The organism is Paenibacillus glucanolyticus NBRC 15330 (assembly GCF_004000885.1).
Classification (GTDB): Bacteria; Bacillota; Bacilli; order Paenibacillales; family Paenibacillaceae; genus Paenibacillus_AQ; species Paenibacillus_AQ glucanolyticus.
Map to the genome: position 1 here is coordinate 611458 of NZ_BIMC01000001.1, position 14281 is coordinate 625738.

16 protein-coding genes and 1 pseudogene are annotated in these 14281 nt (G+C 50.0%); 4 read left to right on the plus strand and 13 right to left on the minus strand.

The annotated features are described in order from the left end of the window. Positions 1-113: 113 nt before the first annotated feature. Together PGL02S_RS02605 and PGL02S_RS02610 are read right to left on the minus strand one after the other, a co-directional pair. Positions 114-752, minus strand: a complete 639-nt coding sequence (locus tag PGL02S_RS02605; protein WP_036642293.1) for a response regulator transcription factor — start codon at positions 750-752, stop codon at positions 114-116. Beyond that, the gene (locus PGL02S_RS02610) at positions 749-2083 is read right to left on the minus strand and encodes a sensor histidine kinase (RefSeq protein ID WP_244892279.1); all 1335 of its coding nucleotides are present in this window, start codon (positions 2081-2083) and stop codon (positions 749-751) included. The genes PGL02S_RS02605 and PGL02S_RS02610 overlap by 4 nt, the downstream gene beginning before the upstream one ends. A gap of 249 nt (positions 2084-2332) precedes the next feature. Here PGL02S_RS02610 and PGL02S_RS02615 point away from each other — a divergent pair, with 249 nt between their 5' ends. From PGL02S_RS02615 to PGL02S_RS02625, 3 genes are read left to right on the plus strand one after another with little or no spacing between them, the layout of a single operon-like run. After that, positions 2333-3046, plus strand: a complete 714-nt coding sequence (locus PGL02S_RS02615) for a polyphosphate polymerase domain-containing protein (RefSeq protein ID WP_036642289.1) — start codon at positions 2333-2335, stop codon at positions 3044-3046. 3 nt (positions 3047-3049) lie between these two features. Next, positions 3050-3754 carry a DUF4956 domain-containing protein gene (locus PGL02S_RS02620; RefSeq protein ID WP_006211122.1) on the plus strand — a complete coding sequence of 235 codons (705 nt, stop codon included), beginning with the start codon at positions 3050-3052 and terminating at the stop codon, positions 3752-3754. Positions 3755-3772: 18 nt separating this feature from the next. Continuing rightward, the gene (locus tag PGL02S_RS02625; RefSeq protein ID WP_063456011.1) at positions 3773-5788 is read left to right on the plus strand and encodes a CotH kinase family protein; all 2016 of its coding nucleotides are present in this window, start codon (positions 3773-3775) and stop codon (positions 5786-5788) included. Positions 5789-5886: 98 nt separating this feature from the next. Here PGL02S_RS02625 and PGL02S_RS02630 read toward each other — a convergent pair whose 3' ends face one another. The 8 genes from PGL02S_RS02630 to PGL02S_RS02665 form a co-directional block, all read right to left on the minus strand. Further along, positions 5887-6204 carry a hypothetical protein gene (locus PGL02S_RS02630; RefSeq protein WP_036642286.1) on the minus strand — a complete coding sequence of 106 codons (318 nt, stop codon included), beginning with the start codon at positions 6202-6204 and terminating at the stop codon, positions 5887-5889. A 117-nt stretch (positions 6205-6321) separates the two neighbouring features. Beyond that, complete coding sequence (locus PGL02S_RS02635) at positions 6322-6936, minus strand: TVP38/TMEM64 family protein (protein WP_036642483.1); 615 nt, start codon at positions 6934-6936, stop codon at positions 6322-6324. A 54-nt stretch (positions 6937-6990) separates the two neighbouring features. After that, positions 6991-7461, minus strand: coding sequence for a DinB family protein (locus PGL02S_RS02640; RefSeq protein WP_036642283.1), 471 nt, complete (start codon positions 7459-7461; stop codon positions 6991-6993). Further along, on the minus strand, positions 7454-8053 hold the full coding sequence (locus tag PGL02S_RS02645) for a DUF4269 domain-containing protein (RefSeq protein WP_036642281.1): 600 nt from the start codon (positions 8051-8053) through the stop codon (positions 7454-7456). The genes PGL02S_RS02640 and PGL02S_RS02645 overlap by 8 nt, the downstream gene beginning before the upstream one ends. A gap of 31 nt (positions 8054-8084) precedes the next feature. Continuing rightward, positions 8085-8897 (minus strand): GNAT family N-acetyltransferase, encoded by an 813-nt coding sequence (locus PGL02S_RS02650; RefSeq protein ID WP_036642279.1) that lies wholly within the window; start codon positions 8895-8897, stop codon positions 8085-8087. 104 nt (positions 8898-9001) lie between these two features. Continuing rightward, positions 9002-9721, minus strand: coding sequence for a DsbA family oxidoreductase (locus PGL02S_RS02655; RefSeq protein WP_036642276.1), 720 nt, complete (start codon positions 9719-9721; stop codon positions 9002-9004). 131 nt (positions 9722-9852) lie between these two features. After that, on the minus strand, positions 9853-10440 hold the full coding sequence (locus PGL02S_RS02660) for a uridine kinase family protein (RefSeq protein ID WP_036642274.1): 588 nt from the start codon (positions 10438-10440) through the stop codon (positions 9853-9855). Positions 10441-10493: 53 nt separating this feature from the next. Then, entirely contained in the window at positions 10494-10754 is a 261-nt protein-coding gene (locus tag PGL02S_RS02665; RefSeq protein ID WP_006211131.1) for a YqkE family protein, read from the minus strand. Positions 10755-10964: 210 nt separating this feature from the next. Here PGL02S_RS02665 and PGL02S_RS02670 point away from each other — a divergent pair, with 210 nt between their 5' ends. Then, positions 10965-11819, plus strand: a complete 855-nt coding sequence (locus PGL02S_RS02670) for an alpha/beta hydrolase family protein (protein WP_036642271.1) — start codon at positions 10965-10967, stop codon at positions 11817-11819. Between the two features lie 46 nt (positions 11820-11865). Here PGL02S_RS02670 and PGL02S_RS02675 read toward each other — a convergent pair whose 3' ends face one another. The 3 genes and pseudogenes from PGL02S_RS02675 to PGL02S_RS02685 form a co-directional block, all read right to left on the minus strand. Next, positions 11866-12387, minus strand: a complete 522-nt coding sequence (locus tag PGL02S_RS02675; RefSeq protein WP_036642268.1) for a GNAT family N-acetyltransferase — start codon at positions 12385-12387, stop codon at positions 11866-11868. A gap of 2 nt (positions 12388-12389) precedes the next feature. Beyond that, positions 12390-12488: pseudogene (locus tag PGL02S_RS28655) on the minus strand (RidA family protein); the annotation flags it as partial. A 162-nt stretch (positions 12489-12650) separates the two neighbouring features. Then, entirely contained in the window at positions 12651-14255 is a 1605-nt protein-coding gene (locus tag PGL02S_RS02685) for an S-layer homology domain-containing protein (RefSeq protein WP_036642267.1), read from the minus strand. Positions 14256-14281 lie beyond the last annotated feature (26 nt).

Genomic DNA, 14281 nt, shown 5'->3' on the forward strand with positions numbered 1-14281 from the left:
CGCTGACCGTCAGACCTCACTTTCTTAGAACATGCAAAAGAGAGGTACTACATTTCGTAGTACCCCTCACACTTCTCTGTATACAAGCGCACCTGAGCTAACCAGCTTCGCCATTATTTGTCCCTCTGCCTCACGATTCCTTTGCGGCGAACCTTCTCCACGGCTTCCCTGCTGCTCTTCACGCCAAGTTTCTTCAGAATTTTATTAATCTGATTCTTAAGTGTGCTCTCGGTTTTGAACAGCTTCTTCTCCATCTGGGAATGGCTGTATCCTTCGTCCAGTAGCTCAAACACTTCCCGCTCCGCAGGGGTTAAGCCCCGCAGCTGTTCTTCGCGCTTCAGACGGGCAAATTCCTTCAGCAGCACCTCCATCGTTCCCGGGTGGAGCACTGCGCTGCGGATGGCAGCCGGAAGCTCCTTGAACCTGGTCTTCTCTAAGTAATTAACGGCCCCGGCCGTATACGATTGTGTAATAACAAACTCGTCAGCAAGCGAGGTCAGCATGATGACCTTGGCTTGCGGCTTGAGCTCATGAATTTCTGCGGCGGTATAGATGCCGTCAAGACGCCCCGCGGTCAGTTGTATATCCATCAGAACGATATCAAAGGAGAGGATGGCTGCCATCGCAATCGCTTGCTCGGGCGAATCCGCTGCACCGACAACCATCATATCCTCCTGCGCATTCAGAAAGACGGTCATTGCCTTAATCCAATCCGGGTCGTCCTCAACCAGAAAGATCTGTATTCGATTCAAGCCTCATCCCTCCCGGTCAGACGAATGATTTTGCTGCGAGGGTAATATAGCGTTATCTCTGTTCCCTCCGACTCACGGCTCTCCAGTCCTACGGAGCCCCCGCTTTTCTTCATCACATTATAGACATAGGACAAGCCAAGCCCGAAGTTAAGCTTCTCATGACCCTTCGTGCTATAAAAAGGTTCAAATATGCGTCCTTGCAGCTCTCGCGGAATGCCGCTGCCGTTATCCTTGACGGCGATAGCCGCTCCCTTGCGGTCTGCTGTTACCGTTATCGTAATCCGTCCGCCTTCCGGCATCGCCTCAACGCTATTTCGAATCAGGTTGCTGATCGCTTCCTTCAAATGAACAGCATCTGCCAGCAGCCAAGGCCGCTGCAGGTTCTGGACCTCCAGCTCGATACCATATCTACTTAACAACTCATATTCACGAAGCTGAACCTCTGCAATGAGCTGATCCGTACGGGCAGGCTGTTCTACCAGTCTGAAATCCTTCATTTGCTGCTGGATACGACCCACCATGGCAACCAGATGTTCTGAAGAATGTGTGATGACTTCCAGCTGCTCCATGACGGCACCGCTGTCCTGCGTCAGCATCAGCTTCACATTTTCCGTGCTGATCGCAATCTTGCCAATCTCATTCTTGATGGTATGGTTCAGCATCGATGTTCCCGTGCTTACGGCCTGCATCGTGCGATCCAGCGGATCGCGCTCAAACTTCAGACGAACGCCCAGAACGCCATATACAAAAGTACAGATAACGGCCACGGCTAACGAATACAGAATAAACAGCGATACATATTGAAACGAATCATAGCCGGGCGAGATTAAATTGCCGACATTGATCAGCAGCATTACACCGAGCAGCGTAGGCACCATGATCATGGTGGTGATCCACATGCTCTTTCGTTTCTGCGGATTCATCTCATATGACAGCGCACGAATAAGCAAGGCACATCCCGCCACATAGTAGGGGCACGTCCACACGAATAACAATCCATAATGAATGTGATGTTCGGGATGAAGCAGAACCTGAACCAGCATGATGAACACAGGCAGAAGCAAGCCTATTTTGAGATAGCGCATCCTCTGGGGCTGCTGCGGTCTCCGAGTATATACCATGCAAAATATCAGCACTCCATACGGAGTTAAAGTATGATTCAACAATTGAATCACCGGTTCATACCGGATCGGTATAAAACCGGAAGGCGCAAGCAGATCCGTCAATCCTCCACTCCCTGCACTCAACAGGAAAAAAGCCGCCCAGCGGTTCACCTCGCTCCGAGGCTGATTGAGCAGAAGCACAGCTGCCGCGCTCCATAGCGCTGCCACATAATAGAGCATACTACATCGTCCTATTCTCTTCCCAAATGTAGTTTCATCCTACCACAGTTGCTGGCAGGTGTGGTACAAAAGATCGCCCCTTATCCGCCTTCTTGGCCAGGATATCGGCGGTCTTTTTTTACATTGCGAAAACATTCAGTTTACATTCAGCCGCGTTTAAGAAAGAAATCAGGAACGCTTGCTAGGATAGATTTCGTAAGCAAGCTACGCCATGACAGAGAGAAACGAGGTGGAACCATGACAACCCCATTGAAATACCGGAACGAGCTGAAGTTTTTTGTGAATATCCATCAATATCATATCATCCGGGAGCGATTAAGAAATCTGGTGGCCTACGATCAGCATGCCGGTCCGAGCGGGGAATATCACATCCGAAGCTTGTACTTTGATGATATCAACAACAAAGCTTTGTACGAGAAGCTGGCAGGTGTCCGCGATCGCGTGAAATACCGCATCCGTATTTATAACGTTGCCGACGATACCATCCATTTTGAGAAGAAAATCAAATTCCGGGATTACATTGCCAAGCTGAAGGAGCCGCTCACAAGAGAGATGGTCGATCAGATCATGGCAGGTCAATATGAATGCCTCTATCAGCCGGACAAACCCCTGATGATGGAGCTGTATCATGAAATGAAACACAAATGGCTGCGTCCCAAGGTCATTGTCGATTATGTCCGCGAACCGTACGTATGCTATAACGGGAATGTTCGCATTACGTTTGACAAGGAGCTCCGAACCGGCCTGCACTCCACTGATCTGTTCAACCAGCATCTGCTGCCCATTCGGGCGATCGATGAGAATCTGATCATCCTTGAAGTCAAATATGACGAGTATATGCCAGATTACATCAAAATCGCGCTGCAGCTCGATGGCCTCAACCGACAGTCGGCATCCAAATATGTCATGTGCCGCAAATTTCTCAAATATAACACATGGGAGGATCAATAATTCATGAACGCTACACCGACTAATACGGAAACCACCAATTTCTCGGATATTATCAAAAATTCCGTAATGGAAAACTTCGTATCCGATATCAGCATCTCCAAAATTCTGATTACACTTGCCGTCGCTTTTGTTATCGGGCTATTCATTTACTTACTCTATAAAAGGGTGTTCAGCGGTGTGCTGTACTCCAAAAGCTTCAATGTTTCACTGATCGGGATGACCATGATCACCGCTGTTGTCATTATTGCCATCAACTCGAATCTCGTGCTCTCGCTCGGTATGGTCGGCGCACTCTCTATCGTCCGCTTCCGTACGCCCATCAAGGACCCTACCGATCTGATATTTCTGTTCTGGGCTGCTGTAGCCGGGATCGTAACCGGAGCCGGATTCTATACGCTGGCAGCGATCGGGTCCGTTGTTGTCGGTCTCATCCTGTTCTTCTTCATTAAAAAAGCAACGGTGGATACGCCTTATCTTCTGGTTGTCCATTGCGATAACGAGCAGAGCGAGCAAGCCGTTAAAGGTCAAATCGATCAAGCCGTGAAGCGCTATAATCTGAAGCAAAAAACAGTGACGCCAGGAAGCATTGAACTGACGCTGGAAGTAAGGCTCCGTGATGCGGAAGGCCAATTCGTTAACAAGCTGTCTCAGCTTCCCGGCGTTCACAATGCAGTCCTGATCAGTTACAGTGGCGACTATGTATCCTAAGTCAGGCGGTGGTCAGAGATGATGAACAAAAAAACGGCAGTATGGCGGCTGTCCCTTGTGCTGGCCATCGTCCTCCTGCTCGCAGGGTGTCAATGGACAACCTCCCCGGTCGCCAGCTCGGAGGTTGACAGCAGCACAGACGAAGAAGTCTTGCAGGATCAGATCAATTCCACGGTATTTCCGAAGGATAAAGTTATTGATGTGAAAATCACCATCGACGAAGCCGATTTTCAGGATATGCTGGACAATGCCAGTGCAGAGGAATACAAAGAAGCCTCCGTGAATTACAACGGCATGCAGTATGATCATGTGGGTCTTCGTACGAAAGGCAATTTAAGCCTGCGAAGTGTAGTCAATTCCGACTCCGACCGCTACAGCTTCAAAATCTCTTTTGATGAATATATCAATCAGACCTTGAATGGAATCAGCAAAATCAATCTGAATAACAACTACAGCGACGCCTCGTATATGCGCGAATTCCTTACTTACGAGCTGGCGGCATCCGTCGGATTGCCGACACCCGGATTCTCATACGTAAACGTATACGTTAACGATGAATTATGGGGCTTCTACCTTGCTATCGAACAGATTGGCGATTCTTATCTGCAGCGTCATTTCGATAATTCATACGGAGCATTGTATAAGGCTGAGATGACAGGTGTAGGAAGTGATCTCACATGGCTTGGCAAGGATCCGGATTCCTATACGGGACTTGTCATGAAATCCAAATCATCCAATGACGATATATTGATCGATATGCTGGATGAACTCAATAACGGCACCGATTATGAGAAGGTGCTTGATGTGGATAATGTGCTCAAGTACGTTGCCTTGAACGTAGTCGCCTCCAATATGGACAGTTATCTCGGTTCCAACAAACAGAATTATTACTTATATGAGAACAATGGCATATTCTCCGTCCTGCCGTGGGATTACAACATGGCCTTTGGCGGACTTGGCAGCTCCAGCATCCTGATTGACGAGCCAACCCAGGGTGCCTTAGCAGAACGGCCACTGATTGCCAAGCTGCTTGAGGTTGATGAATATAAGGAACGCTATCATGCCATTCTCACGGAAATGCTGGAGGGATACATGCAGCAGGACACATTCAATAACAGGGTAGCGCAATTGCAAGAACTAATATCCGAGCATGTAAAACAGGATCCAAGACCGTTCTACTCTTACGAGGAATATGAGCAATCTCTCCCGACGCTGATGTCTTACGTCCAAACGTCGTCTGATAACATTCAGCAGCAATTGGATGGAACCATCCCGTCCGCTGGTGATGGAAGCGGCAGCGGCGGTGGTATGGGTGGCGGCGGCCGCGGCGGTATGGCACCGGGCGGGGCTGGCGGCATGATGCCAGGCGGGGCTGGCAAAGTGGCGCCTGACGGCGCTGGCGGCATGGCGCCCGGCGGGGGTAACGTGGCACCTGATGGTGCCGGTGAGATGGTGCCCGGCGGGGCTGGTAACGTGGCACCTGATGGTACCGGTGTGATAGCGCCTGGAGCTGCCGATGGCAGCACTCCTGCTACTTCACCGAATGGCGCTTCAAGTGAGGGTACTAACAGAAACGGTGACGCTGATCCCAGCAATGCGGAAGATAACAGCTCCAATGATCAGCCGAAGGTTTCATTATCTTCTGCCGCGGCAAATACGGAACCAGCGCAAAATCCAGAGGATCCTGCGTCCCAGACGCCAACGCAGAATCAAGTCCCATCTGACGGAGATCAGCCAGTACAGAATCAAGCCCCTGCTAACGACCAGCAGACCCAGCCTCAAGCGCCGGGGCAGAATGGTCAAGGGGAACTGCCGGACGTTCCTCAAGGTCAGATGGGGAACGGAGGATTTGGCGGTGGAGAGTTCGGCGGCCAGATGCAGGGTGGTCGAGGAATGGGACGGCCGGGCGAATGGAGTAACGGAGCCTCCCAAGAGCAAGGCAGCACCAGGGAAGCCCTATACGCTGGAGTAGCCATCTTGCTGCTGCTTCTCTCTTGCCTCTTTGTGAGTTTATACAAGCGAAAACGACTCTAACTCTACCAAATAAGGGACGGCTGCAAAGAATGATACCTTTGCAGCCGTCCCTTTGTATGTTCAGAACTTTCTAACCAATACCCGGAGTTACCGCTTCATTATGCGCTTAACCACGTAATCAATGCCGGTGTTAGTATCAGTAACGAGCCCAGCGTCATTACGATCCTTGTTGTATTTCTTGACAGCTCACGCTGCGTCTCGGATGAGCGATACCAGCCGCTGAATTGCAGTCGGTTGCGGTAGAGAACAAGAAACCATAAAATATTTCCGCTGAACAAGAACAGGAAGTAGGACTCCTTCCATGGAATCCATGACGTCAGTATGCTCTGTTCAATGCTGCCCAGAATTGCTACTGCAATCATCATCATGATCATCATACGAATCATTTCCAGTATGGATGAGGCCAATTTGGTCATAACGTTACTCCTTCTTCATCATGCTGATTCTAATATAGTCTGCGTTTTCCATTGTAAAACAAAACAAGAAATTATGATATGCCAATAGGCGACATGGCATCCGTGCAGCCGAGCTATTCAGTTTGATTCTAACTCTTCTTGAATATCACGTGACGCTTGTTTTCGAATAAAATACGAATCCAGCTTCCGGCTGACCCATAGAGAAAGAATGATAAACGCAAGGACGCCAATCAGCTTGGAGGGCTCAGCCATAAAGTCGGACAAGTTAGCGCCGATGTACGAAACGCAGAATATCATAATGCCTTTGCCCAAGGTTACGGCCATGAGATAGGACATAAGGTTCATTCTTGCCAGCCCGGCAGCTACATTCACAGCTACGAACGGCCCGACCGGAAGTATGCCCAGCAGGAACACGTAACTGAATCCATTATGCTGAATCCAGCGCATTCCACGCTGAACCTTAGGTTTGTTGGCCCAGCGTTCGATCAGTGGCGTACCGGATATTTTGCGCACAATGAGGAAGGTCGTCAAGCACCCCGCAACCATCCCGATCCAAGAGTAAAGAAACCCCGCCCACAGTCCATATACCGCCCCATTAACACCTACGATTACAATCGTGGGCAGCGGAGGAATGAAAGATTTCAAGAAGGTGAGCAAAATTCCTGGCAGCGGACCTAAAGCTCTAAACTGTTCTAATAACCATTCCAGATTGCTCTCCGTAAAATAAGACATGATGTCCAAGTAGCCATTCAATAACTTCACCCATTTCTGCTATTGTATTGCCGACTAGCCCTCCTGAAGCACCTTGTTCAACTGAGCCAGATGGTGCTTGTCATGCCAGATGAAATCCCGCATGAATTGCTCCACTTCAAAAGGATGGCCGTCCCCGTCCGTATACCGCTTCGCGTACAGCGCTTCCGGCAACGCTTCGATGGTCTGAATCAGCTTCTCCCTTGCAGCTAGCGACTGATTCACCAGAGCTTCTGTCGATAACGTCTTGGCATATAACCGTGAATCCTCATTAAAAGCATCATAGTCCAAATGCTTGACGGTAAGCGTCTCCCCAGCGGAAACCTTGGCGATAGCCTCATTGTAAAAATATTCATCCCAGCGCATAATATGGCACACCACATCACGCACAGTCCATTTTCCCTCAGCGATCGGGCGATTCCAGTAACTCTCTCCCTGTTCTGCGAATTCACCAACCTTGTCGATCCATTCCGAATACTCATTCAACAGCAGCTGTTTATCAATCATACCCATTCTCCTTATCCGTGAATTGTTTGATTATGGCGTCCAGTTGATCCTCCGGCCAGTCGTACATCTTCAGCAGTTCCACATAAGGATCACCCGGTATATTCAACAGCTTCGCAAAGGCAGGCTCTGTCTTGTAACCTGACTTCTTCAGCTCGATGATGCTCTGTCTTCCGGCCTCGCCCAGCCGCTTCAGAAGCCTGTATTCCACCACCATATGCCGGTAACCGTTCTGATGGGTGGAAGGCAGCGGCTGCGCAAACACCTCAAATTCCCAGCCCCCATACCGAAACCGTACCACCATTCGCTCCAGATTGTCTACCGTGCGCAATGAGGAGCTTAAGCCCGGCAGGTTTTCTCCATAACGCTCCTTCATCCCTTGCTCAAACGAAACAAAATCCGTCACCTGACAAATGATATCCAGATCGCTTGAAGCTATATCAATACCGATAGGGATCGTCCCGACCCATATCGGATGGTAACATTTCAAATGATCCAACAGCTCAAGTCGATCTATTACCTCGGCTGCCTGCTGTTGTTTCGCAGAGCCTTGGCGCAAGTAATCGATGTTCAGAAAATCCATATCCTCATCCATGGCTGCTCACACCTGCCCGTGCTTAATGTCGTTACGCTTCGCGTTCTGTCCACGTTGTCCGGACATAACCAAGCTTCATGCCGACCGTCTCCATATTGCGATGACTCTGTGACAGGAAGGCACACTGGCCCACAACCAAACTGCATCCCGCTTGTTTCGCATCCCATATTCTCCTGCGAAGAAGCTCTTGCTGCAAGCCCTGTCTGCGGAACTTCGGCAGTGTTGCTGCAAAAGTAAGCGACGCATTGGAATGGTTCATATACATGACACCCACAGCAGCAGGCTGTTCTCCCGCATATGCCATATAGAAGCTCCAGCCCGGCCGTGAATGCAATACACGATTGTTCAGAGCTACGGACGGAATTCCCTGATCAGGCAGTCCCGTTCCAAGGCAATGAATTCTAGCATAATCTTCAAATTCATCTTTGTCTATCGTTTTGATCACAATTCCGGCATCCGGCATATCCTTCCATTCTTGCGGGTCCATATACATTGAATTATGAAACGCCGATTGGTAAAATCCCCGAGCGGCAAGCGAGCTTAACAAATGCTGATTAACCATGGCAGGCACGATCTCGAATTGGAATTTGCGGTCTCTTGATTTGTAGAAATCGATAATAGCATCGAGATGAATGGAGTCCTCTGACTGTATACCTTTTACCGTGTTAAAAGAAAGCCAGGGCATCGTCCTGCTGTACAAGCACAGCGCCTGACCGAATTGTTCTATCTCCACGCCTTCGGGATTGCCGGGCCGGCCTTCTATAGCCTTCATTCGATCCTGCATATAATCCGTTTCTGAATGCTGAATCCGATGGATAAGTTCCTCAGAGGGAAGATGCCGCATATTGCCTCCTATGTATTCGTAATAAAATAATGATAACGTTCGGATAATTAGAGCCCGAAGATCACTTGCTGATGCTTCGGGCTCCATGCTTGCTGTGTATGATATTATTTCGAGCTGTTCGGCAGATCGCAAGATCCGTCGGCACACATGCCGTCATTGCTGTCCGCCTCATTCACCATGACCAGCGGATTGGCTTCACGATAGGCCTTATCCAATGCATCTGTGAATACTTCCAGAGGCTGGGCGCCGGATACAGCATATTTGCCTCCGAGCACGAAGAATGGAACGCCGCGAATGCCCATGTTGGCAGCCGCTGCTTCGTCTGTCCGCACCTCAGATTGGAAGTCGTCGCTCTCAAGCGCTGCCGCAGCCAGTTCCCGCGAGAGGCCAACTTCCGCCGCCAGGTCCGCCAACAAATTCCGATCTTCAAGATTCTCGGCATCTGTAAAATACGCACGGAACAACCGCTCGGTCATCTCTTTCATTTTACCATGCTGGTCTGCAAAATAAACAAGGCGGTGTGCATCAAATGAATTGGCCGGAATCACCCGATCCATATGATACGTAAGTCCAACACCCGCCGCTTGCTGAGTAACGTTTGCGTTGGCCGCTTTAGCCTGCTCGATACTCATGCCATATTTGGCTGCCAACAACTCGTCCATGGAAACATCAGGTTTATAGGACGCATTCGGATCAAGCTCAAAGCTGCGGTATACCACCTCTACCTGATCCTTATGCGGAAATTGCTCCAATGCTGATTCGAAACGGCGCTTACCGATATAACAGAACGGACACATAAAATCCGACCAAATTTCAACTTTCATTTTTTCGCCTCCTAGCGAGTGTAATCCTAACTTACTTATTGTAACCCGCTTTCAGCATTGCATCAACACTTCACGCAGAAATCATTCACTCTGGGCTGCAAGCCGAAGAAGCCAACAAAGCCAGATGAGTGTTAAATAGATATGTTACCGTTGTCCTGCAATCGGGCATGAATCCACTCGGCCACGACCGCGCAGCCCCGAACGTTCCCCATCAGGGAATTGTTCACCACCAGATCTGCATACCAGCGGGTAGGCTCGACATATTCATCATGCCTGTATCTGACAAGCTGCAAATACTCCTGAAGCACGCTCTCTTCGCTGTGTCCCTTGTCAATGAACCACTGGTTTCTGCGCAGCATCCTTTCATCGGCGGGACAATCTATGAAGAGCTTCAGATCAAGGGAATCCCGAAGATCCTCGAATTGATACAGAAGAAATCCTTCAAGAAGGATGACATCGTATTCGCCACTGCGGACGGCCTGCTCATAATCCTCGGTCAAGCGCTGAATATGGACGGCATCCGGGTGATTAAAATCCTCAAAGACTCTGTTCGTGAAGGGCGCTTTGGCCATCGGTCTGACGGCTTTGTAGTATTTGTCCATGTGGAACAAGGCCACACGATACGCGCTTAACTTCTCCTTGAGCTTCAGACTCAGCGTTGTTTTTCCGCTGCCCGAGCCTCCGCCAATCCCAATTGTCAAGCACCGACTCTGCTCCATTTATTCCTCCATGTATAAAAAGGATAAAAAAACAGACAGCCTGCAGCCGCCTGTCATTTGTATTTTTTCCAATCCATCTCACTATGCTCGAGTAAATATTCAAAATCATTATCGCGCAACTTCTGTTCCGCCTTGCGTGCTGCTTCACGCTCCTGCCTTTCCTTCTCCAGCCGATCCGCTTCATTCGCTTTCAAGGATTCGGTGGTTGCCTTCAGCTTCGCCAGAACTTGAGGGTCCAGCATATCCTTTAACGTTGCAGGTTTATCCGTTGATTCTGTTCGTGGCAATGGGGAAGTCCGTTTCTTTTTTGCCATGTTCGCTCACCTCGATTTCCACATCATTATATCATTTTGCTGGCAGCCTGACATCCGGCTGGACCATATTTCTCATCCTCCATGATTGATTTCACGGACATGTAAATACTATACTTACTTGGACCTGGACTCCATCATCGGACCAAATAAAGAGTCATAGATAGTGAGGGTACACATTGTGACGATGCAAGCACTGGAGGTACAGCAACCATGATCTATCATATTGATTATGTTTCAGAAGGACTTCATGTTAAGGGGTATCTGGGGCTCCCCCCTCAATTGCCCCGTACGCTCAGCCACAAGATGGCTGAAGCGGTTGACACCATGCATGGCGTAACCGTAACTGGCACACTGGCTTGCTCCATTCTGAACAGAGAGCCAGCATCTTTCGAATCTTCCAACGAATCCCCTAAGCTGCCACTGGTCATCTACTGCCGGGGCGGCATTGGACGAATTGGTGCCGTACGGCTGAAGTGGGTGGAGGAATTCTCCGCCCAAGGCTTTGCCGTATTTGCACCCGCTTATCGCGGCAATGAAGGCAGCGAGGGACGGGATGAATTCGGCGGTGCCGATACGATGGATGTGATCTCTGCCATTGACTGGCTGTCCCGTATTTCATGGATAGACAGCAGCCGCATCCACGTGCTGGGCTTCTCCCGCGGCGCGATTAATGCCGCTGTAGCGGCCGCTGCATCCCCCCATATATCCAGAATGATTCTATGGAGCGGCGTGTCGGATTTGGCTCAAACCTATGAAGAACGGATTGATCTGCGCAGAATGATGAAGCGCGTTATCGGGGGCTCGCCTGCCAAGGTTCCTGAACAATATCTGCTCCGCTCCCCGCTGCACTATGCGGACCGGATCCCATGTCCCGTCCTGCTCGTCCATGGAACACAAGACGAGCAGGTCCTGGTTCAACATAGTTACCGTATGCTGGATAAACTCCGGGAATGCGGGCATGAGCCGCAGACGCATCTGTACGAAGGGCTCGGGCATCACTTTCCCCCGCCCCAGCATGCAGCGGCAATCCATCGGATGTTCGATTGGTTAAAGAAGGGAGATTGAACATTTGCCCGGCTCAATCTCCCGTGCAACCGGCCCCGTGCCTTCCTCACTCCTTATTACTGTGAATAGAGGTATCGATCCAGTATTTGCACTTCCCGTCTGCAATGGAGCTGAGCTCCCCCTGATTCCATTCAATGATGCGACGGGAAGGCAGGTTGGATTCATCACAGGTCAGCAGGACCTTGTTGATATGGTGCTCATAGGCTTTCTTAACTAACCCCTCCAGCATCCGCTTGCCATATCCCTTCCCCCGCTCCGAGGGCCGAATGACATACCCAATATGTCCACCCAGTTCAAGCAGACTCTGATTCAGCCGATGTCTCAGCTTGCCATATCCAACAGGTATGCCGTTCACATACAACCAGTAAATGGTCTGAGGAACATACTCCACCGGCAGATCGATACCTCTTGATATTTCGTAATTGCGATGGACCTTGGATACGAACTCTTCCATACTCCCGCTGTTTAAGCTGTTGACGAAGCCATTCCCGCCCGCTCCAATTTCCTGCACCATGAATAAGAGGGCTTCATCCGCTTTCTTCTGCAGTTCGACTAACTCTAATGCCATGTCTACTCCTCCACTTGAAAGATAGAATCCACGATGATAGGCAGCTGATCTCGTAGGGATACCGCGCCAAATACGGATCTGGCATGGGCTCCCCTCATCCCCTCCATGAAGAAGATTCCAAATAAATTTCAATCATTGTACCACGGAATGAGATCAGTACAAGCGTAAGAATAAAAGTTTCTCGATGTATCCTGCATTCCATGAGGACAAAAAGACCAACCCCGTACCATCAGGGTTGGTCTTCTCATCCATGCAACGAAGGCTTAAATCCGAAACGAATAAGATGCATATCGCTCCGCGTTGTTAATCGCCTGCCATACGTCCGTTGTCTCAGCGCCAGGGTACCAATAGGCATAACCCGCAATCTGATATTTGGCAGCCATAAGATGTTTCAAGGATAAGGAACGGGCTTCCTCCGTCCATATGCGATGCCTAAAACCACCACTGGTATATGCGGCTTCATACTGGGCCACATCTTCGTTCCACGCCAAGGAAGCCTTGTGCAGGCGGATTCGATGTCCCTGTTCAACCAAACTGATATCCTGCGAGGATACCGATGAGGCCAGATGCCAATCTCTTGTATACAATGGATACGCAATGATACTCTTCTTCGCCGTGACTTGGTTTACCAGCTTGTTCAGAGCCGATTCGGACCAAGGCAGCGAGGATACGGAACCGGCTTTTGGCGAGCCGCCCCAGTGCTGGTCATAACTCATAAGAACCACATAGTCCACTTGTCTGCCAAGCGCTGCGTAATCAAATGCTGCCGTCCAATCCGTATTCAGATCAGGCGATACATCAATGGATAGCTGGGCTCCGAGCCGCTTCATTTCCGCGGACAATTGCGTGATGAAGGTGGTCAAGTTCTGACGATCCTGAGGCATCACATTCTCAAAATCAATATTGATTCCGTCCAACCGGTATTTGGATACATTGGCAGCAATGCTCTCTACAACCGACTTCAGGTTCTGGGCGCTGCTTAGAACGGAATGCGTTCCTTCCGCATTCCCCCGGTTGCCCACCATAGCCCATACCTGCCGTCCATTGCTGCGAGCCCATGTGAGCAGCGCTTGATCGGTGTGGTCCGATACCTTGCCGTTTGACTCCATATAATACCAACGCGGTACAAGCACATTCAAGCCGGCTCGCTTGGCATAAGAAATGTACTCCTTGGTTGTCCCATTGTACAACCACCCCATATGAATATTCGCAGGAACCTGACCATCAACCGAAATCTTCACATTGCCCGACTGGAGCACCCGATCCAGCAGTTCCGCCGTTTCCTCCCGGGTGATGGCGTCCTGAGGTCTGAACTGCCCCTTGCTTCCCTGCAGCCAGCCGGTATCGGTTGCTGTTCCTACAGCATCCCAAGCCCACTTCGCAATCGAGGCTGAATCGAGATATCTGCCCGCCGTGTTCCCGTGATAAGCCTCGTTCTGCTTCATGGCCCGGGTGACAATCACAGCGGCTTCTTGGCGGGTAATGGGCGCATTCGGGTAAAACATGGAGCCATTCCCTTGTACGATCGATAGATTCAGGCCAGTATGAATCCAGCCATAATACCAAGCAGATTTGAAAACATCCCGGAATGCTGACACATCATTCTGAACAGGCTCCAATTTAAGCATTCTGGCGATCATCGCGGTAAATTCCGCCCGGGTCACCGGTTTACGCGGCAAAAAAGCCCCTGTGCCATCCCCGCTTACGATACCTCTCTTAGCCAGACGATCAATCGCGTCTTTAGCAAAGCTTGCAGAAATATCATGGAAGGCAGTTTGGCTCGGAGCTTGAAGCGCTGATGCCTGAACAGGGCATAAAAGCGATGTTAATGACAGCAGCAAACAAAGGGACAGGATATATTTTTTCAAAGGTACGCCTCGATTCTATCATCTGA